Below are 19,396 nucleotides of genomic sequence, written 5' to 3' on the forward strand. Positions count from 1 at the left end.
CACTCATCCGTCTCTGGCCAGCTTCCCTCTGACAGATGACATAATGTCAATATGTCAGGAAATTCACTAGGCCTTCTCTTTACTGTCACCACTTTTGGTGAATCCCATGGTCCCGCGATTGGCGCTGTTGTCGATGGCTGCCCCCCGGGTATGGCCCTTTGTGAGGCGGACTTACAGTTTGACTTAGATCGTCGTAGGCCAGGCACGTCACGTCACGTCACCCAGCGTCAAGAGGCTGACACCGTTGAAATTCTATCTGGTGTCTACCAAGGAAAAACAACCGGTACACCCATTGCGCTATTGATTCGCAATACCGATCAGCGCAGTCAAGATTACGGCAATATTTTAGAAACGTTTAGACCTGGTCATGCTGACTATGCCTATCACTACAAGTATGGTTTGCGCGATCCACGCGGCGGCGGCCGCTCTTCTGCACGACTTACTGCACCGGTAGTAGCGGCTGCGGCCATTGCAAAAAAATGGCTACTGGAGCAATATGGCACGCAAATTTATGGCTACATGAGTCAGCTTGGGGAAATTGATGTTCCCTTTGAGGATGCGACATTCATTGCGGATAACCCTTTTTTTGCTGCGAATGCGCAGATCATTCCTGAGCTTGAGGCTTATATGGATAGCCTTCGTAAGGCGGGAGATTCATGCGGGGCGCGGATTGAGGTGCGAGCACGCAACGTACCTATTGGCTTAGGTGAGCCCTTATTCGATAAATTGGATGCCGACATTGCACATGCCATGATGGGTATTAATGCAGTTAAGGGTGTCGAAATTGGCTCTGGTTTTAAGTCTGTTACGCAACGCGGTAGCGAGCATGGAGATGAGCTTCACCCAGATGGCTTTGCTACGAACCATTCTGGTGGCACCCTCGGCGGTATTAGTACGGGCCAAGACTTACGTATCTCTATTGCCATCAAGCCAACATCCAGTATCTTGAGCCCCAAAGAGTCGGTAGATTTAGAGGGCAAGCCAATGACCGTACAAACCAAGGGGCGCCATGATCCTTGTGTTGGCATTCGTGCCACTCCAATCGCGGAAGCGATGTTGGCTTTAGTCTTAATGGATCATGCCTTGCGGCACCGCGCTCAATGTGGTGATGTGCATCATGCTTTTCCATCGATTCAGGCTGCGCGTCCTGGTTCAGCTGCAGACTGAGCTCGGCGAAGTTCAGGACATCACTAACATCAATCAATCGCATTAATCTATAACAAGTAATACCTAAAGAGAAACAAGATCATGACCTCCTCAGTGCGGTGGGCCTTTGGGGCCTTTTTCTTTTTATACTTTGCGTATGTTGGTTTAGTTTCCCCTTATGCCAGTCTATTTTTTTTAGACCGTGGCTTCAGTGTCATGGAGATTGCAATCCTGATGTCGATGTTGCAAATTACGCGCATCATAGGGCCTTTCTCTTGGGGCTGGCTGTCAGATTACCTCTCTAACCGAATTGGCATTATTCGCTTTAGCGCTTGCTTAGCTGCTGCAGTCTTCTTATCCATCTTTTATCTACAGAGCTACACCGCTTTCTTCATATGGATGTTTGTTCTTCATACGATCTTAAGTAGCCTGATGCCTTTGGGTGAGTCTGCAACCGTTCATGCTTTATTTAAAGACAATTCATTTGATCAGCGTTATGGTCGCCTGCGTTTATGGGGCTCTATTGGCTTTATTGTGATGGTGCTTTTTGCAGGTGAGTTTTTTCAGCGCCAGGGTATTGAGTTGTATCCCATAGTGGGCGCCGTTGTACTCTTAGCGCTAGCTTTGGTGACTTTCCGTTTACACGAGCCCAAGATGGAGCGCCGCAAGATGGTCAAGGGCGAGCTCTTAGTGGTTTTATTTAATCCTGATGTACGCTGGTTTTTATTATCAGGATTTTTTATGATTTTTGCGCATGCGGCGCTCTATGTCTTTTATTCTTTATATCTCTCAGACCTGGGCTACAACAAGTTTCAAATTGGATTGTTCTGGGCTTTGGGTGTCTTTGCTGAAGTGATCTTCTTTTATTTCCAAAGCAAAGTGTTGAGTCGACTAGATGCTGAGGTGGTATTACAGGTGGCATTTGGTATTGGAGTAATTCGTTTTGCCTTAATTGCCTTTTATCCTGTTACTTGGGTATTGGTTTTTGCGCAGTTAATGCATGCTGGTACATTTGGGGCTCATCATAGCGCCGCAACAAAACTGCTACAGCGCTGGTTTACTGGTCCCTTGCAGGCACGTGGTCAAGCGCTGATGGCCACGATCTCTTATGGTCTTGGTGGAACGCTAGGGGGCTTACTAGCCGGATGGTTATGGGAAAGTACTCAACCCCGCAATGTTTTTGTGACGTCTGCCTTAGCTTGCGGTTTGGCTGGCATGGCGATTCAAAAACTGAGACCAAGGCACTACGCATCAGCCTAATTTACATGGATGCGTAGTTTGGTCCCCCGCCACCCTCTGGCGTAATCCAAACAATATTCTGACTTGGATCCTTAATGTCACAGGTTTTGCAATGGACACAATTTTGGGCATTAATTTGCAAGTGGGATTGCCCATCTTTTTCAACATACTCATAAACCCCGGCAGGGCAGTAGCGTTGCTCTGGTCCGGCATACGTTTTGAGATTTAGACTGACCGGAACCGAGGCATCTTTCAGCGTTAAATGTACTGGCTGATTCTCGGCATGGTTGGTATTGGAAATAAATACCGAAGAGAGTCGATCAAATGTAATCTTCCCATCTGGCTTTGGGTAGTCAATGGGCTGATGCTGAGCAGCGGGCTCTAAACACTCATGGTCAGCATGGCGGTTATGAATGGTCCAGGGAACCTTGCCCCCAAAGAGTTTTTGTTCTATTCCTACCATCAGCGTGCCAACATAAAGCCCCTTAGACATCCAAGATTTGAAATTACGCGCCTGACTTAATTCTGTATGTAGCCAGCTATTGTTAAAAGCCAGCGGATAGGCTTCCAATACATCAGCGGAACGATTGGCATTGATCGCAGCAACTGCGGCTTCGGCTGCCAGCATGCCAGTCTTGATAGCAGCATGACTTCCCTTGATGCGTGAAGCGTTTAAAAAGCCTGCGTCACAACCAATTAATGCCCCGCCGGGGAATACCGTTTTAGGCAAACTATTTAGCCCTCCAGCTGTCAGCGCACGCGCTCCATAAGCAATACGCTTGCCACCCTCAAAAGTATCTCGAATTTTAGGGTGTAACTTATAGCGTTGAAATTCTTCAAAGGGGGAGAGGTAGGGGTTCTTATAAGCAAGACCTACCACCAACCCAACAGCAACTAGGTTGTCACCCAAGTGATAGAGAAAAGAACCGCCGTAGGTATCACTTTCTAGCGGCCAGCCTGCGGTATGCACCACTAAGCCAGGCTTACTTTTAGAGGGCTCGACTTCCCACAGTTCTTTAATGCCCAAGCCATAGCTTTGAGGGTCTGCATCGGCATCTAAGGCAAAGCGATTCATGAGTTGTTTGCCTAAATGCCCACGAGAACCTTCAGCAAACAAAGTGTATTTGGCTCGCAATTCCATGCCCAGTTGAAATTGATCCGTTGGCAGACCTTCTTTATCAAGGCCCATCGATCCTGTAACGACTCCACAGACGGCGCCTTGATCGTTGTATAAGATTTCTGCTGCTGGAAAACCAGGGAAAATTTCTACGCCCAGGTTTTCAGCTTGCTGCCCAAGCCAGCGGGTAACGTTTGCAAGGCTGACAATATAGTTGCCTTCATTTTTAAAGCAGTGGGGCAGCATCCAGTTGGGCACTTGATACCCACTGTCTTTTGTGAGAAATAAGAACTGATCTTGAGTGACTGGCGTATTTAAGGGCGCGCCTAATGCTTTCCAATTAGGAAAAAGCTCAGTAAGTGCTTTGGGGTCCATGACGGCGCCTGACAAAATATGGGCGCCGATTTCTGATCCTTTTTCGAGAATGCAAACGCTGATCTCCTGGCCAGCAGTTTGTGCGAGTTGTTTTGCTTTAATGGCAGCAGATAAGCCCGCAGGGCCGCCTCCAACGATGACGATGTCATAGTCCATGGATTCTCTGGGGCCAAATTGCTCGATTAGTTCTTGGGAATGCATTTTGTTTCTCCGACGTGGCTTAGGTGCGTATGCGGCAACTTCCTGCTCACTTAACGTTAAATCATTGCATTAGTGTAAATCCCCGAGCCAAAACCGGCTTATCAGCCTGGGACTAATCGTTTTTAAGGGGCTAAAGCGTTATGATCACGTATGACCCATTTTTATTGATTCTTGGCAATATTAGGACGAATGTATGAATAAAACTTACCCATCCGCAGTCGAGGCCCTCAAAGACATTTTAAAGGACGGTCAAAAACTGGCTGTCGGCGGTTTTGGCCTTTGTGGTATCCCAGAAGCATTAATTCAGGCAGTGAAAGATTTGGGTGCTCAGAACCTGACTGCTATTGCCAATAATGCCGGAGTTGATGGTTTTGGACTTGGCCTTTTGCTCAACTCTAGGCAGGTCAAAAAAATGATCGCCTCTTATGTGGGTGAGAACAAAGAATTTGAACGTCAATACTTGGCAGGCGAGCTGGAATTAGAATTTACTCCGCAAGGCACTCTAGCTGAAAAACTCCGCGCTGGTGGCTGCGGCATTCCTGCTTTTTATACTAAAACAGGTGTGGGCACTTTGGTGGCTGAAGGTAAAGAGGTCAAGGAATTTGATGGCGAAAAATACATCATGGAGCGTGCGCTTATTTCAGACATTTCCTTAGTAAAGGCTTGGAAAGCGGATCGCTCCGGTAACTTGATCTATCGCTACACCGCACGCAATTTCAATCCAGTAGTAGCGATGGCGGGCAAGATTACCGTAGCAGAGGTAGAAGAAATCGTAGAAAACGGCACACTAGATCCTGACCAAATCCACACCCCAGGTATTTATGTCCACCGCTTAGTGCTCAACACGACACCAGAAAAACGCATTGAGCAGCGCACTTTAACAACAGTGGCGTAAAAGCCTAAACACAATAGCAATTTTAGGAAGATCAATATGCCTTGGAATAGAGATGAAATGGCGGCACGAGCTGCCAAGGAACTAAAGGACGGCTACTATGTTAACTTGGGAATCGGTATGCCAACCTTGGTGGCTAACCATGTTCCTAAGGACATGGAAGTGTGGCTTCAATCTGAAAATGGTTTGTTGGGTATCGGGCCCTTCCCGACGGAAGCAACAATTGATGCCGACTTAATTAATGCTGGTAAACAAACGATTACCACTTTGCCAGGCTCATCCATCTTCTCTTCAGCAGATTCCTTTGGGATGATTCGAGGCGGAAAAATCAATATTGCCATTTTGGGTGCAATGCAAGTGAGTGAGCACGGAGACCTAGCCAACTGGATGATCCCAGGAAAAATGGTGAAAGGCATGGGCGGTGCAATGGATCTAGTTGCCGGCGTAAAACATGTTGTTGTCTTGATGGAGCATGTAGCCAAGAAAAAAGACGGCACTGAAGAAATTAAAATACTGCCCAACTGCACATTACCGCTAACAGGAGTTGGCGTTATCAGTCGTATCATTACCGACCTTTGTGTTTTAGACATTACTCCAAAGGGGTTGAAGTTAGTTGAATTAGCGCCAGGCGTAAATAAAGATGAGGTCTTGGCTAAAACAGGTGCGCCTGTTGATACCGCGGGCTTCTAATGCTTTGTATCCCACTATCCTCAATAGGATAGGGATCTTCTATGTCTGATTCTGCTCATTCTCAATCATTGCACGCCCATAAGAAGGGCGATGCCAAGCATTCTCACAGTAAAGAAACGGCTAATCAGAACTTATTACTGATTGCTCTGATCTTGACCTTAGGATTTGCTGGGGTTGAAGCCACTGCTGCTTATTTTGCGGGCTCTTTAGCATTAATTTCAGATGCAGGGCATATGGTTACCGATGCAGCTGCATTAGGGCTTGCTCTATTGGCGCAAATGATTGCAAGACGCCCACCGTCGGCTAAACACTCTTTTGGCTTTGGTCGTGCGGAAGCACTGGCAGCGTTTGTAAATGGTATTGCCATGTTGGCCCTTGTGGCCTGGATTGTGGGAGAGGCGCTTACCCGTTTCTTTACCCCACATCAAGTAGACGGCCTAACGGTATCCATAGTTGCAGCCGTTGGTTTGCTGATGAATATTTTAGTAGCCTGGGTGCTGTCGCATGATCTTAAGAGCGTCAATACCCGTGCAGCCTTAGTGCACGTCATGGGCGACCTCCTTGGTTCAGTCGGGGCACTCGTTGCCGGTTTAGTGATTCAATTTACCGGATGGATGCCCATTGATGCGTTGCTATCTATTTTTGTTTCCCTACTTATTTTAAAGTCCACTTTTTCGATCTTGCGTGAGTCTTATCACTTTCTTATGGAAGGTGTTCCTTTGCACATTGATTATCTTCAAGTGGGCAGTGATTTAAAAAAGATACCTGGTGTTTTAGCGGTTCATGATTTGCACGTTTGGGAAATGACTCCTAGTTTCCCGGCCCTTATTGGGCATATTGAAATTGAGAAAATGCAGGATTGGCCAGAGATCATGGCTCGTATTAATGTGATGCTACTCGATCAGCATGGTATTGATCATGTGACTTTGCAGCCAGAGACTGATGCTGATACTAGTGCTGAGATAGCTAGTCCAATGGGATCAAATAATCTGCCAGTACGCAGGGAAGCCAAGGAGCCCAAGGAACCCAAGGCACCATTAGCTGCTCAAGCTCAATCAAGCCATCAGGGCAATACATTCTTTGTTGGCTGTACTAGTCCTGACGGCCCTCATCAGATGGCTTATCACGTGTGGGGCGATCCTAGCAATCCTGTCCTCATGTGTGTGCATGGCCTGACTCGACGCGGAAGTGATTTCACAAGCCTGGCACAAGCGATGTGCGACCAATACTATGTTGTGTGCCCTGACATTGTTGGACGTGGTGATTCAGATCATTTGCATAATCCAATGTTGTATGCCGTTCCACAGTATGTAGCCGATATTGATTGTTTAGTTAAAGCATTGGGTGTGAAGCAAATCGATTGGTTTGGTACTTCGATGGGGGGCTTGATCGGTATGGTGTATGCCTCGATGCCCAATAATCCGATTCGACGCATGCTGATTAACGATGTTGGTCCTACGATTGAGCCTGAGGCTATTGAACGACTTGGCGCTTATGTTGGGCAACCTTTTGCCTTTGCGCAACGTGCCCAAGCACTCTCTCGTTTGAATACTATATGTGCAACGTTTGGCGAGCACACATCAGAAGAGTGGGAGATCTATAACGGTCCTATGTTGATTCAAAAAGATGGCTTATGGCTTATGCACTACGACCCTAATATTGCAGTGCCATTTGCTTCGGTCAATCCCGTGATGGCAAAAGTAGGTGAGATGGCGTTGTGGCATGCGTTTAAGCAAATTCATATTCCGATGCTGATTGTGCGCGGGGGTGATTCTGATTTGTTATCAGCAAAAACGGTAGCGCGGATGTGCAAGGACAATCCTTACTTGCGCAGTATCGAGATCCCAGGTGTAGGGCATGCACCTGCCTTTGTTAAAGCTGAGCAGATTGCTTTGGCCAAAGAATTCTTTAGTTAAGATATTGATTGATCTATGTCAAATGCGGCTAATGCATCTGAGAAATTTAAAATAGTAGATGGCTGGTATGGTGAGCCTGCTCAAGATCATGCTATCGGCGTATTACAAGTTCTGACGAGTTTGCATTTAGACGAGTCGACCCTAACGGCAGCTAGTAACATTGCCCGCACCCATGGCAAAGAAGCGTTAATCAAGTTAATTGGTGAGGAGCCAGCAAAGCTATTAATTGGATATCGAGGGCTAAGACAGGCGCAGGGAAAGTTGGTACGTGATGATGGCGGCCTCACCATTTCCGGACAAGAAGAAATGCTCCGAAAAATGCTATTGGCCTTTGGTGATGATTTGCGAGTGGTATTAATTTATCTTGCTTCGCGCTTGCAAACCTTGCGTTGGATTACCCAGGAGGGGATTGTCATGCCCGTCTCCTGGGCACAAGAGATTCTGAATATCGATGCCACGCTTGCGAATCGATTGGGTATTTGGCAGATGAAATGGGAGATGGAGGATTTAGCCTTTCGGACGCTTTCTCCAGATACGTATCGTGATATTGCGAAGATGCTGGATGAAAAGAGGGTAGAGCGAGAATCTTTTATTGAGCACATTGTTACTCAGCTCAAAACAGAATTGAGTAGTTCAAATATCGTAGGTGAAGTGCAGGGTCGCCCTAAGCACATCTACAGCATCTGGAAAAAGATGCAAGGCAAGTCTTTAGACTTTGCTAATCTTTATGACGTCAGAGCGTTTAGAGTCTTGGTGGATGACGTCAAATCTTGTTATGCGGTTTTGGGTTTAGCTCATAATATTTGGCAACCTGTGCCGCGCGAGTTTGATGACTACATCGCCAGGCCAAAGCTAAACGGATATCAATCTTTGCATACGGTAGTGATGGATGAGCATGGCGCCGCTTTTGAAATTCAGGTGCGTACGCATGAGATGCACCAACAAGCGGAGTATGGTTTGGCGGCTCACTGGCGCTACAAAGAGGGGGCTTACACCGGCGAGGCTACCCCTCGTAAACAAAATAAATTGCCCAACACGCATGCTGATTTAGCAAAGTCTGCGCATCAATCAGGAACGCACAGCGCTGCAGTAGCTTATGAGCGTCAAATTGCATGGGCTAGGCAGCTGATTTCTTGGAAAGAGGATGCTTGGGAGCAGCTCAAACATCATGAGATTGACGACCATATTTATGTGCTTACCCCATTAGGAAAAGTGATTTCTCTTGAGAAGGGTTCAACGCCGATTGATTTTGCTTATGCAGTCCATACCGATTTAGGGCATCGTTGTCGTGGGGCGAGGGTGGATGGTGCTATGGTGCCTTTAGAGACAGCATTAAAAAACGGTCAGACTGTTGAGGTCATTGCCGTAAAGCATGGCGGACCATCCCGCGATTGGATCAGTCCAAGCCACCAATATTTATCCTCTCAGCGTGCCCGTACTCGGGTGCGGGCCTGGTTTAATGCCGTAGACGATGAGGAGGCTGGCGTTGGAGCTAAGTCGACTGAGCTTAAGCATGACCTGAAGCTGGAAAGTAAGGTCGGCACAGCAGAGCCTGAGATTATTCTCAAGCAGAGCACGCGCAAGCAAGGTCAAGCTGGGGATGTTTTGGTTGTTGGAGTCGACTCTTTAATGACACAGTTAGCACGCTGTTGCAGGCCCGTACCCCCGGATGGCATTGCTGGTTTTGTGACGCAAGGTCGCGGCATATCGATTCATCGACGCTCCTGTAAGACCTTCAGAGGCCTTCTAGAGCGGGCACCTGAGCGCGTTATTCAGACATCATGGAATGGAACCTCTCCAGAAAAGTCTACCGGTGGTGATCCCCAAAAGGTCTTTCCTGCAGATTTGGCCATTACAGGTGTTGACCGTCCTGAGCTCATGCGGGAGCTATTTGAGATTTTGACGAGGCAGGGCATCCATGTGATTGATCTACGTAAGTCAGCTAAGCGAGGCATGACTCAAATATTGCTGACAGTCGAAATTCAGGACTCTGATGCCTTAAGATTCATTCAAAATAGCCTCGAAGAGGTCAAAGGGGTGACACAGGTACGCCGCCGGTGATAAACTCTAAGTCGAAATAGGCTCGTAGCTCAGCTGGTTAGAGCACCACCTTGACATGGTGGGGGTCGTTGGTTCGAGTCCAATCGAGCCTACCAACGAATAAAGACCAAAGAGCGCGGTTGCCGAAATGCTTCCGCGCTTTCTTTTTTGGTCAGTAAATAAGATGGGGTTGTCATGCTTGTAGTTACTCTGCCAGATGGATCCAAACGTGAGTTTGATGCCCCTGTACGCATTCTTGATGTTGCCCAAAGCATTGGTAGCGGCCTCGCTAAGGCTGCGTTGGGCGGCATTATTGATGGCAAGATAGTGGATGCCAGTTATGTCATCGACAAAGATAGTCAACTCTCCATCATTACGGACAAAAGCCCAGAGGCTTTAGAGATTGTTCGTCACTCTACCGCACACTTATTGGCCTATGCCGTCAAAGAATTGTTTCCGCAGGCTCAGGTCACTATCGGGCCAGTGATTGAAAACGGCTTTTATTACGATTTCTCGTTTCATCGCCCATTTACACCTGAAGACTTGGTAGCGCTTGAGAAGAAGATGGCTGAGCTTGCCAAAAAAGATGAGCCAGTCATTCGTACTGTGATGCCGCGAGATGCTGCAGTACAGTTTTTCAAGGATCAAGGCGAGCACTACAAAGCAGAAATTATTGCCAGCATTGCACAAGGTGAGGATGTTTCTCTCTACACAGAGGGCAAATTTACCGACTTATGTCGCGGCCCCCATGTCCCGTCCACTGGGAAGCTTAAGGTATTTAAGCTGTTGAGTGTTGCTGGCGCTTACTGGCGTGGCGATAGCAAAAATGAGATGTTGCAGCGGATTTACGGCACTGCCTGGCTTCGAAAAGAAGATCAAGAAGCCCATTTGCATATGCTCGAAGAAGCTGAGAAGCGTGACCATCGTCGCCTTGGTAAGTTTTTGGATCTTTTCCATTTTCAGCCCGAAGCCCCAGGCCTCATTTTTTGGCATCCTAAGGGTTGGTCCATTTGGCAAGAAGTAGAGCAGTACATGCGCCGCGTATACCAACAAGAGGGTTATCAAGAGGTTAAAGCCCCACAGATTTTAGATCGTGGACTTTGGGAAAAGTCAGGCCACTGGGATAACTATAAAGAGAACATGTTTACGACAGAGTCGGAGAATCGTGCTTATGCATTAAAGCCGATGAACTGTCCTGGGCACGTGCAAATTTATAACGCTGGCTTGCATAGCTACCGTGAGCTGCCATTGCGCTTCGGTGAGTTTGGTCAGTGTCACCGCAATGAGCCATCAGGCGCCTTGCATGGCTTGATGAGGGTGCGAGGGTTTACCCAAGATGACGGTCATATTTTCTGTACAGAAGATCAAATTCAATCAGAAGTTGCTGCATTCGATAAAGCGGTTCGTGCTGTTTATCAAGATTTCGGCTTTACCGAGGTAGCTGTAAAGCTGGCTCTTCGTCCTGCAAAACGCGTTGGTGATGATGCTATTTGGGATAAAGCGGAATATGCGCTCAGAGGGGCTTTGACTGCCTCAGGTCAAACTTGGGATGAATTGCCAGGTGAAGGTGCATTTTATGGCCCAAAAATTGAATACCACCTCAAGGATTCGATTGGGCGTACTTGGCAGTGCGGCACTATCCAGGTGGATTTCTCAATGCCGGCGCGTTTGGGTGCTGAATACGTCACAGAAGACAATACTCGCAAGACTCCTGTAATGCTCCACAGAGCAATAGTGGGCTCTTTAGAGCGCTTTATTGGTATTTTGATCGAAAATCATGCTGGAAACATGCCTGTTTGGCTTGCTCCAACTCAGGCAGTAGTACTCAATATCTCTGGTAATTCTGCTGCTTATGCACAGAAAGTTCAGCAATTGCTGAAAAAACAAGGGTTTAGAGTCGAATCTGATTTGCGAAATGAGAAAATTACGTATAAAATACGCGAGCACGCATTACAGAAGATTCCTTTTTTATTGGTTGTAGGTGATAAAGAAGCTGAAAGTAATACGGTGGCCGTTCGTGCCCGTGGCGGAGTTGATTTAGGTGTAATGCCTCTCGATGACTTCGTTGCCCGACTCCAGCAGGATATTGCCCATAAGGTCGGACCCGAGCAAAGCTAGGGGCGGAATGGTTTTGATTGTTTTTTTAAGGGAATTAAGAAGATCGCTACTGATAAATCGCAGCGCATAAATCGGGAGATTACTGCTCCTGAAGTGCGTCTGGTTGGACTAGATGGGGAGCCCATCGGTGTAGTAAGTTTGAGTGAAGCCCTGGCTTTAGCAGAAGAGAAAGAAACCGATTTGGTTGAAATTGCTCCGACAGCTGTGCCACCTGTAGTCCGTATCATGGACTTCGGCAAATTCAAGTACCAAGAAGCCAAACGTTTGCATGAAGCGAAGCTCAAGCAAAAAGTGATTCAGGTGAAGGAAGTTAAATTTCGTCCCGGCACAGATGATGGTGACTATGGTGTGAAACTACGCAATCTAATCCGCTTTTTGGAAGATGGCGATAAGACAAAGATTACGCTGCGGTTTCGGGGTCGTGAAATGGCACACCAAGAAATCGGAGTTCGAATGTTGGAGCGCTTAAAGGTTGACCTGATTGAGTTTGGTCAAGTTGAGCAGTTTCCAAAGATGGAAGGTCGCCAGATGGTGATGGTTTTGGCCCCCATTCGCAAGGTTAAGTAATTAGCGATCTCTATAGAGTTTGCTGGTTGTTAAGTAGTGAGGAGTCGAAAGACTCTGGTTGTCAGAAGTGCTTCTAGGTACAGGAAGCGTAACCGTCGGTTACCACCTATGTCGCACATGCAGAAGAAGGGGTGCTTTATGCCCAAGATGAAGAGCAAGAGTAGCGCCAAAAAGCGCTTCACGGTTCGCGCAGGCGGAACGATTAAACGAGGTCAGGCTTTTAAACGCCATATCCTTACCAAAAAGACTACCAAGAGCAAGCGTCAATTGCGTGGTACTACTGAAGTTTCGAAAGCGGATGTTAAATCTATCCGTTCGATGCTTCCATACGCTTAACCTCAGACTAGATTAGGAGAAATAAATGCCAAGAGTCAAACGTGGGGTTACAGCAAGAGCCCGTCATAAGAAAATCACCGATGCTGCAACAGGCTATCGTGGACGTCGTAAAAACGTATTCCGTGTTGCTAAGCAAGCAGTTATGCGTGCTGGTCAATATGCCTATCGTGACCGTCGCAATAAGAAACGTGTATTCCGTGCATTGTGGATTGCCCGTATCAATGCGGCAGTTCGTCAGCATGACATGACCTATAGCGTATTCATGAATGGCATGAAGAAGGCTGCGATCGAACTTGACCGCAAAGTGCTTTCCGATATGGCAGTTAGGGACAAGCCGGCTTTTGCCGCCTTGGTTACTCGGATTAAATCCGTAGTAAACGCTGCAGCTTAATTTTTAGCTTATCTAAAAAACTAAGCTGCAATGGTTTCTCTCGACCACATTGTCGAGGATGCTAAACGCGATTTCCTCGGAGCTGCAGATGCTGCAGCTCTGGAGGACGCGAAAGCCAAGTATCTCGGTAAATCAGGTGTTCTCACTGAGCGTCTCAAAGCGCTTGGTGGAATGTCGCCTGATGAACGCAAGAGTACTGGCGCCCAAATAAATCAAATCAAAACTCAGGTAGAAGCTGCACTACAAGAGCGTCGCCAAGCCTTGGCTGATGCGGTATTGCTCAATCGCCTTGCTGCTGAATCTATTGATGTTTCTTTGCCAGGGCGTGGTCAGGCAGTTGGTAGTTTGCATCCAGTGATGCGAACCTGGGAACGCGTTGAAGAAATTTTCCGCTCCATTGGTTTTGATGTGGCTGACGGCCCTGAAATAGAGACGGACTGGTTTAATTTCACAGCTTTAAACAGCCCTGAGAATCATCCTGCTAGATCAATGCAGGACACGTTTTACATCGACGGCAATGATTCCTTAGGGAAGCCTTTGTTATTGCGCACACATACCAGCCCCATTCAGGTTCGCTATGCTAGTGAGCACGTTAAAAAATATGCGCATGCTGGTGTCATGCCGCCAATTAAAGTGATTGCACCTGGTAGAACCTACCGTGTAGATAGTGATGCCACCCATTCGCCGATGTTTCATCAGGTTGAAGGCCTATGGATTGCCGAGAGCGTTTCTTTCGCTGATCTCAAAGGGGTTTATACAGACTTTTTGAGAACCTTTTTTGAGACTAATGAGCTGCAGGTTCGTTTTCGTCCCTCCTACTTTCCATTCACAGAGCCCTCTGCTGAAATCGATATGGCTTTTGGCAGTGGAAAACTGGCGGGCCGTTGGCTAGAAATTTCTGGTGCAGGCCAGGTGCATCCCAACGTACTACGTAATATGGGTATCGATCCCGAGCGCTACACTGGCTTTGCCTTTGGATCTGGTTTGGAGCGCCTTTCAATGTTGCGTTATGGCATTGATGATTTGCGCCTCTTCTTTGAGAATGATCTGCGCTTCTTGGCACAATTTCCAGCTTAAGAAAGTCACAATAAGACGATGCAATTTTCTGAATCCTGGTTACGCCAGTACGTCAATCCAGACTTAGATAGCAAGGCCCTTGGTCATGCAATGACGATGGCTGGACTCGAAGTAGAGGAGCAGCATGCCGTTGCTCCTGCCTTTACTCAGATTGTGGTGGCGCAGATTCTGTCTGCAGAGCAGCATCCAGACGCAGATCGTTTGCGCGTTTGTAAGGTTGATGTTGGAACTGGTGAAGCTTTACAAATAGTTTGCGGCGCACCCAATGCACGTGCCGGGATCAAGATTCCATGCGCATTAGTAGGTGCGGTATTGCCCCCCTCTGAGGCTGGTGGAAAACCTTTTCAGATCAAAATAGGTAAGCTACGCGGCGTTGAAAGTCAGGGCATGTTGTGCTCTGGCCGTGAACTTGGCTTGGGTGATGATCATGAGGGCATCTTGGAATTACCACTAGATGCCCCAGTCGGAAAAGACATTCGGGCATTTTTAGATCTTGACGATCAAATTTTTGTGATTAAGCTAACGCCCAATAAGGCAGATTGTTTATCTCTGCTTGGTATTGCCCGTGAAGTTTCTGCTATTACTGGCGCTGTTTTATGTAAGCCACAGTGGACTAATGTCAGTAGCTCTATTCAAGACAAGCTGAAGGTTACTGTTGAGGATATAGACTTATGTGGTCGCTTTGCTGGCCGCGTCATTCGCGGCGTCAATCCGCAAGCAAAAACACCTGAACACATTGTGCAGCGTTTAGCTCGCGCAGGTCAGAGAAGTATTTCAGTATTAGTCGATTTATCTAATTACGTCATGCTGGAGATGGGGCAGCCTACCCATGTATTTGATATTGATCAACTGAACGGCGACCTTGCTGTTCGCTGGGCAAAGCCTGGAGAAAGTTTAGTGCTTTTAAATGGCCAAACAGTGACTCCAGTCCCTGTTGATCCGATTGGTAAAGTGCTGGCAGTCGGTGTTGTGGCCGATCAATCTGGCCCAGTCGCATTGGCCGGTGTGATGGGTGGAAACCATTGCGCTGTTACTGACAACACCCAAAATATTTATGTTGAGGCAGCCTTTTGGAAGCCCTCCGCCATACAGGGACGTGCTCGATCCTTTAATTTTAGTACTGATGCAGCCCATCGTTTTGAGCGAGGAGTGGATCCTCAAAATACGGTTCACTGTCTTGAGTATTTAACGGCATTGATTGTAGAAATTTGCGGTGGTGCTGCGGGCCCAATTGACGACCAGGTATTAGCATTGCCAGAAGAAAAGCCTGTGAGTATGCGTTTAGCGCGGGCCGTGAAGGTCATTGGCATTCCACTAACAAATACGATTGTGAGTGATGTTTTTAATCGTCTTGGTTTTCAATTTAAGCTTGAAGCAAACGATGTTTATGTAGTGACCCCACCTAGTTATCGCTTTGATATTGAAATTGAAGAAGATTTAATAGAGGAAGTCGCTCGGATGTATGGCTTTGAAAACATTCCAGATACACCGCCAAGAGCCTCATTAAAGATGAGTGCTAAAGCTGAGGCAAAACGAGGCGTGCATCTATTACGTCAACGTTTTGCCCTGCAGGGTTACCAAGAGGCAGTGAACTTTGGATTTACGGATTTAGAAAGCGAGCAGCGTTTAGCTGGTGCAACGGAGCAAGACATCATTGCTGTAGTAAACCCGATTGCCAATCAATATGGTGTGATGCGCAGTAATCTTTGGGGTGGTTTGTTAGCGAACTTAAAAAGCAATCTAAACAAAGGTGCCGCTCGTGTTCGCTTGTTTGAAGCGGGGCGCGTTTTTAAGCGTCATGCTGCTATTGAAGAGGCGGCCGGTCAGGTTGCCGGTTTCTATCAGCCTCAGCAAGTGGGTGGCTTAGCTTATGGCTCCTTTGTTCCTGAGCAGTGGGCTAGCATTAATCGACTCGTTGATTTTTTTGATGTGAAGGGTGATTTACAGCGAGCGCTAGATCCTTTATCTTTTACAACTGAGGTGGCGGTACATCCTGCATTGCATCCAGGCCGTAGTGCCCAGATTTTGCTGCACACAACCAAGGGTAGAGCGCCTATTGGTTGGATTGGTGAGTTGCACCCCGGTCTTCAGCAGGTGTATGAGTTGCCACAAGCCCCCGTGTTATTTGAATTAGATTTAGAAGCTATTTTGAACCTCGGACTTCCTCAACCAGAGGAGCTCAGCAAATTTCCTGCGGTGCAGCGAGATTTGGCAGTAGTGGTCAAACAGTCTGTTTCAGCGCAGTCTCTATTAGATGCGATGGCGGCAAGCCGCCAACAATTAGTTACTGATGTCGTGCTTTTTGATGAGTTTAAGCCTAAGGCCGGCTCTAGCAGCATGAGTGATGATGAAAAGAGCTTGGCTTTTCGGGTGACTTTGCTCAGTAAAGCGGAAACACTGCAAGAGGCTCAAATTGAAATAGTAATGAAGTCTTTGCTAGGGGCGCTTGAAAAAAATTGCGCAGCTCGACTTCGCTAGTTTAGTATTGACCCATTGCGCATCTTTGTATCTCAGTTTTATTCAAATAATTAGTAGTAAATATCGCACGAAAAGAGTGACAGCATGACTGAATTAGCCATCAACGATACGGTTACTAAAAATGAGCTATCGGAAGCGCTCTTTGATCAGGTTGGCCTGAATAAGCGAGAAGCTAAAGATATGATTGACGCTTTTTTTGATCATATTGGCCAGTCCCTTGAGGCTGGTGTGGAAGTAAAAATCTCTGGGTTTGGTAATTTTCAGCTGCGAAATAAGTCTGCCCGTCCAGGCAGAAATCCCAAAACAGGTGAGATGATTCCGATTGCAGCCCGTCGTGTAGTGACATTCCACGCTAGTCAAAAACTGAAGGATGTAGTGGAGTCACATGCTAGACAAAACCCTATTTGAGGCTGGCTCGGCATTGCTGAGCTCACAACTTCCGCCTATTCCGGCTAAGCGATATTTCACAATAGGTGAAGTAGCTGACCTTTGCGGAGTCCGGTCACACGTTTTGCGTTACTGGGAGCAGGAGTTTTCCCAGCTAAGCCCGCAAAAGCGCCGTGGTAATCGTCGCTACTATCAGCATCATGAAGTCGTTCTAATCCGCAAGATTAGGGCACTTTTATATGAAGAGGGCTTTACTATCAGCGGTGCACGTAATCGCCTTGAAGAGGCTCGAGGGGAGTTACGCTTGCGCGATGAACTTCAAGCGGTGTTGCAAATTCTGTCCCAATAGTTGCTGATACAATTTTCTATTCCGTCGGGGCGTAGCGCAGCCTGGTAGCGTACATGCATGGGGTGCATGTGGTCGGAGGTTCAAATCCTCTCGCCCCGACCATTTTCTTCTGATTTATGGAAATCCAATGCTCATGGACTCAACTCCAAACACGCTCTATTTTGGTCTTAATATTCCTTTCTTGGCGCATTTAGGGGTAGTTCCTGAATTTGCAGCAGGTGGTAAATCCCAGATAAGCCTGGAAATCAAGCCCGAGTTCGAGAACAGCTTTCATATTGCCCATGGTGGTGTAGTGATGACTCTATTAGATTTTGCAATGGGTGCTGCAGCTAGGAGCGTCTCAAATGAGCCCCTAGGAGCCATGACTATTGATATGAACGTTAGTTTCTTGCGTCCCAGCGTAGGAAAAATTATTGTGCAGGGCAGCGTCCTCAAGTCTGGCAAGACGATTCATTATTGTGAGGCTGTTGTTTTGAACGAGGCTGGTGAGGTTACCGCTAAATCTAGTGGCACCTTTATGCTCAGAAAGTAGCCTTAAACAGTGGTATTAAATATATTATTTATAATGATTATATAATCTATTTTATCTATTAACCTTTGTTTAGAAAAGGTTTTTTAGAAATATCAACTTTATTGCTCATTATTTAATATCGATTTATAATAAATATCAGTAATTCTCATGGATTACTTGTTCATAACATTTATTATTGGAAAAATATTAACCATGTCATCCTATCAAGACCTTCTAGCTCAACGTGAACAATTAGATAAGCAGATTAAAGAGGCTATTGCCCATGAAAAGGCAGATGGCATTGCAAAGGCCAAGCTGATTATTGACCAATATAAACTGACAGCGTCAGATTTGTTTAGCCGTAAATCAGGTTCTCGTGACCCGGGCGGCAAGGTTGCCCCAAAGTACCGCAATCCCAATACCGGCGATACCTGGACTGGTCGAGGTAAGGCTCCTAAGTGGATTGAAGGTAGAGATCGCAGTAGCTTTCTGATTTAAGCTATTGAATTAAATCAATTTATTTAAAAAATAATGGGCCGATTGGTAAAAACGAATCGGCCTTTATTGCTACTAGTTACACTTTTTACTGAGGGCGTCAATAAAGAGATGCTCTAGTAGTCGGTATCGTTGGCTTCCGCCCAGCGATGTCTCCATTTCAGGGTTGGTTGCTGGATAGCCAATAATCAATGGGTTTTGATCAATTAAGCCATTTTCCAGCTCTTCTTGAAGTATTTCCGGGTATTTCGATTTCATGCCAATCGTATTTTCATCTGCTAAGCCCATCACTCCGGGGTGAAGCTTAATAAAACCTTCATCTACTAAAATAGGAATACGCTGCGTGTCATTGTTTTTGCTCAGATAATGAATTAAATGAACCTGTTCAACTGGCGGTATTAAGGCATCCAGAAAGATTAAGTCCGGGGTGATAGAAACGGCTTTCATTAAGCCTTCAAGGCTATCAATGGAGACCTCCATATCTACCTTGAGTTGCCATAACTGCATAGATTCTAGTAAATCATGACTGTTTTCTACTCTTCTGAATATTCCCATGGCGATACAGTTTTGAGTAGTTTTTTGACGCATAGACCGTTTTCGACGGGCTAATTGCTGATCTAAAGAGCTTGCTAGGATTCGGCGATGCCCGCCACGTGTTTTCCAGGCGATTAATTCCCCCAATTCAACCATTTTCTGAACGGTTCCAAGGGAGACCTGCAAAACCTGAGCGCTTTGACGGGTACTCAAATACTCCATTTCTGGGGTGATTGCTTTCATATACTCTTGGTTTCCTTAAACTTATTAATTCATTTGAAGATTTAGAGAATACGAATCAACTTTGAGAGAATCTGTCGGGAGGTACTTAAACCTAGGTAGGAAAATTCTTATTTAGATGAATATGAAGGGGAATTTGCCTTTTATCCCGCCAAGCTATGAAAAGTCCTTTATCTGGCCAAGGTTAATCGTGTTAAATTAGATGGGTACTATTTGAATTCGCACAGATCAATTCGCTCGGCGGTGAAGCCGTAGGGTGAATGGTTATAACCACAGTTTTGATTCGGGAAACCCGAT

The 19,396-nt window shown here is 46.6% G+C and carries 18 protein-coding genes and 2 tRNA genes; 18 read left to right on the forward strand and 2 right to left on the reverse strand.

Annotation, left to right across the window (positions count from 1 at the left end):
* Positions 1–51: 51 nt before the first annotated feature.
* Both aroC and B0G85_RS00180 read left to right on the forward strand, forming a co-directional pair.
* Entirely contained in the window at positions 52–1,167 is a 1,116-nt protein-coding gene (gene aroC, locus B0G85_RS00175) for a chorismate synthase (RefSeq protein ID WP_100378442.1), read from the forward strand.
* Positions 1,168–1,248: 81 nt separating this feature from the next.
* On the forward strand, positions 1,249–2,406 hold the full coding sequence (locus B0G85_RS00180) for an MFS transporter (protein WP_100378443.1): 1,158 nt from the start codon (positions 1,249–1,251) through the stop codon (positions 2,404–2,406).
* Between the two features lies 1 nt (position 2,407).
* Here B0G85_RS00180 and B0G85_RS00185 read toward each other — a convergent pair whose 3' ends face one another.
* Positions 2,408–4,078, reverse strand: coding sequence for an electron transfer flavoprotein-ubiquinone oxidoreductase (locus B0G85_RS00185; protein WP_100378444.1), 1,671 nt, complete (start codon positions 4,076–4,078; stop codon positions 2,408–2,410).
* 193 nt (positions 4,079–4,271) lie between these two features.
* Here B0G85_RS00185 and B0G85_RS00190 point away from each other — a divergent pair, with 193 nt between their 5' ends.
* From B0G85_RS00190 to B0G85_RS00265, 16 genes are all read left to right on the forward strand, one after another.
* Positions 4,272–4,973: a CoA transferase subunit A gene (locus tag B0G85_RS00190; protein ID WP_100378445.1), complete on the forward strand. Its 702-nt coding sequence runs from the start codon at positions 4,272–4,274 to the stop codon at positions 4,971–4,973.
* A 36-nt stretch (positions 4,974–5,009) separates the two neighbouring features.
* Positions 5,010–5,660 (forward strand): CoA transferase subunit B, encoded by a 651-nt coding sequence (locus B0G85_RS00195; protein ID WP_100378446.1) that lies wholly within the window; start codon positions 5,010–5,012, stop codon positions 5,658–5,660.
* 41 nt (positions 5,661–5,701) lie between these two features.
* Positions 5,702–7,576 carry an alpha/beta fold hydrolase gene (locus tag B0G85_RS10435; protein ID WP_100378447.1) on the forward strand — a complete coding sequence of 625 codons (1,875 nt, stop codon included), beginning with the start codon at positions 5,702–5,704 and terminating at the stop codon, positions 7,574–7,576.
* 15 nt (positions 7,577–7,591) lie between these two features.
* Positions 7,592–9,637: a RelA/SpoT family protein gene (locus B0G85_RS00205; RefSeq protein WP_100378448.1), complete on the forward strand. Its 2,046-nt coding sequence runs from the start codon at positions 7,592–7,594 to the stop codon at positions 9,635–9,637.
* 18 nt (positions 9,638–9,655) lie between these two features.
* Positions 9,656–9,732: transfer RNA gene (locus tag B0G85_RS00210), tRNA-Val, on the forward strand.
* Positions 9,733–9,811: 79 nt separating this feature from the next.
* Positions 9,812–11,734 carry a threonine--tRNA ligase gene (gene thrS / locus B0G85_RS00215; protein ID WP_100378449.1) on the forward strand — a complete coding sequence of 641 codons (1,923 nt, stop codon included), beginning with the start codon at positions 9,812–9,814 and terminating at the stop codon, positions 11,732–11,734.
* Positions 11,735–11,767: 33 nt separating this feature from the next.
* Complete coding sequence (gene infC, locus B0G85_RS00220) at positions 11,768–12,301, forward strand: translation initiation factor IF-3 (protein WP_415836312.1); 534 nt, start codon at positions 11,768–11,770, stop codon at positions 12,299–12,301.
* Between the two features lie 138 nt (positions 12,302–12,439).
* A complete protein-coding gene (gene rpmI / locus B0G85_RS00225) occupies positions 12,440–12,637 on the forward strand; it encodes a 50S ribosomal protein L35 (RefSeq protein WP_100378451.1) in 198 nt (65 codons plus the stop codon).
* A 25-nt stretch (positions 12,638–12,662) separates the two neighbouring features.
* Complete coding sequence (gene rplT, locus B0G85_RS00230) at positions 12,663–13,028, forward strand: 50S ribosomal protein L20 (protein ID WP_100378452.1); 366 nt, start codon at positions 12,663–12,665, stop codon at positions 13,026–13,028.
* Positions 13,029–13,058: 30 nt separating this feature from the next.
* A complete protein-coding gene (pheS, locus tag B0G85_RS00235; RefSeq protein ID WP_100378453.1) occupies positions 13,059–14,105 on the forward strand; it encodes a phenylalanine--tRNA ligase subunit alpha in 1,047 nt (348 codons plus the stop codon).
* Positions 14,106–14,123: 18 nt separating this feature from the next.
* Positions 14,124–16,583 carry a phenylalanine--tRNA ligase subunit beta gene (pheT, locus tag B0G85_RS00240; protein ID WP_100378454.1) on the forward strand — a complete coding sequence of 820 codons (2,460 nt, stop codon included), beginning with the start codon at positions 14,124–14,126 and terminating at the stop codon, positions 16,581–16,583.
* Positions 16,584–16,667: 84 nt separating this feature from the next.
* The gene (locus B0G85_RS00245; RefSeq protein ID WP_100378455.1) at positions 16,668–16,991 is read left to right on the forward strand and encodes an integration host factor subunit alpha; all 324 of its coding nucleotides are present in this window, start codon (positions 16,668–16,670) and stop codon (positions 16,989–16,991) included.
* The gene (locus tag B0G85_RS00250; protein ID WP_100378456.1) at positions 16,969–17,319 is read left to right on the forward strand and encodes a MerR family transcriptional regulator; all 351 of its coding nucleotides are present in this window, start codon (positions 16,969–16,971) and stop codon (positions 17,317–17,319) included. The genes B0G85_RS00245 and B0G85_RS00250 overlap by 23 nt, the downstream gene beginning before the upstream one ends.
* Positions 17,320–17,344: 25 nt before the next feature.
* Positions 17,345–17,421 (forward strand) — tRNA-Pro (locus B0G85_RS00255).
* Positions 17,422–17,452: 31 nt separating this feature from the next.
* Positions 17,453–17,851, forward strand: coding sequence for a PaaI family thioesterase (locus B0G85_RS00260; protein WP_100379115.1), 399 nt, complete (start codon positions 17,453–17,455; stop codon positions 17,849–17,851).
* 192 nt (positions 17,852–18,043) lie between these two features.
* Positions 18,044–18,328 (forward strand): H-NS histone family protein, encoded by a 285-nt coding sequence (locus B0G85_RS00265; protein ID WP_100378457.1) that lies wholly within the window; start codon positions 18,044–18,046, stop codon positions 18,326–18,328.
* A 72-nt stretch (positions 18,329–18,400) separates the two neighbouring features.
* Here the strand turns inward: B0G85_RS00265 and B0G85_RS00270 are convergent, their stop codons facing one another.
* On the reverse strand, positions 18,401–19,102 hold the full coding sequence (locus B0G85_RS00270) for an excisionase family DNA-binding protein (protein ID WP_100378458.1): 702 nt from the start codon (positions 19,100–19,102) through the stop codon (positions 18,401–18,403).
* Positions 19,103–19,396 lie beyond the last annotated feature (294 nt).

Source organism: Polynucleobacter brandtiae, from assembly GCF_002797575.1.
GTDB classification, from domain to species: domain Bacteria; phylum Pseudomonadota; class Gammaproteobacteria; order Burkholderiales; family Burkholderiaceae; genus Polynucleobacter; species Polynucleobacter brandtiae.

Excerpts from the sequence above, each read along its gene's own strand:
- aroC (WP_100378442.1), top strand. The coding sequence starts at position 52 with ATGTCAGGAAATTCACTAGGCCTTCTCTTTACTGTCACCACTTTTGGT.
- B0G85_RS00180 (WP_100378443.1), top strand. The coding sequence starts at position 1,249 with ATGACCTCCTCAGTGCGGTGGGCCTTTGGGGCCTTTTTCTTTTTATAC.
- B0G85_RS00185 (WP_100378444.1), bottom strand. The coding sequence starts at position 4,078 with ATGCATTCCCAAGAACTAATCGAGCAATTTGGCCCCAGAGAATCCATG.
- B0G85_RS00190 (WP_100378445.1), top strand. The coding sequence starts at position 4,272 with ATGAATAAAACTTACCCATCCGCAGTCGAGGCCCTCAAAGACATTTTA.
- B0G85_RS00195 (WP_100378446.1), top strand. The coding sequence starts at position 5,010 with ATGCCTTGGAATAGAGATGAAATGGCGGCACGAGCTGCCAAGGAACTA.
- B0G85_RS10435 (WP_100378447.1), top strand. The coding sequence starts at position 5,702 with ATGTCTGATTCTGCTCATTCTCAATCATTGCACGCCCATAAGAAGGGC.
- B0G85_RS00205 (WP_100378448.1), top strand. The coding sequence starts at position 7,592 with ATGTCAAATGCGGCTAATGCATCTGAGAAATTTAAAATAGTAGATGGC.
- thrS (WP_100378449.1), top strand. The coding sequence starts at position 9,812 with ATGCTTGTAGTTACTCTGCCAGATGGATCCAAACGTGAGTTTGATGCC.
- rpmI (WP_100378451.1), top strand. The coding sequence starts at position 12,440 with ATGCCCAAGATGAAGAGCAAGAGTAGCGCCAAAAAGCGCTTCACGGTT.
- rplT (WP_100378452.1), top strand. The coding sequence starts at position 12,663 with ATGCCAAGAGTCAAACGTGGGGTTACAGCAAGAGCCCGTCATAAGAAA.
- pheS (WP_100378453.1), top strand. The coding sequence starts at position 13,059 with ATGGTTTCTCTCGACCACATTGTCGAGGATGCTAAACGCGATTTCCTC.
- pheT (WP_100378454.1), top strand. The coding sequence starts at position 14,124 with ATGCAATTTTCTGAATCCTGGTTACGCCAGTACGTCAATCCAGACTTA.
- B0G85_RS00245 (WP_100378455.1), top strand. The coding sequence starts at position 16,668 with ATGACTGAATTAGCCATCAACGATACGGTTACTAAAAATGAGCTATCG.
- B0G85_RS00250 (WP_100378456.1), top strand. The coding sequence starts at position 16,969 with ATGCTAGACAAAACCCTATTTGAGGCTGGCTCGGCATTGCTGAGCTCA.
- B0G85_RS00260 (WP_100379115.1), top strand. The coding sequence starts at position 17,453 with ATGGACTCAACTCCAAACACGCTCTATTTTGGTCTTAATATTCCTTTC.
- B0G85_RS00265 (WP_100378457.1), top strand. The coding sequence starts at position 18,044 with ATGTCATCCTATCAAGACCTTCTAGCTCAACGTGAACAATTAGATAAG.
- B0G85_RS00270 (WP_100378458.1), bottom strand. The coding sequence starts at position 19,102 with ATGAAAGCAATCACCCCAGAAATGGAGTATTTGAGTACCCGTCAAAGC.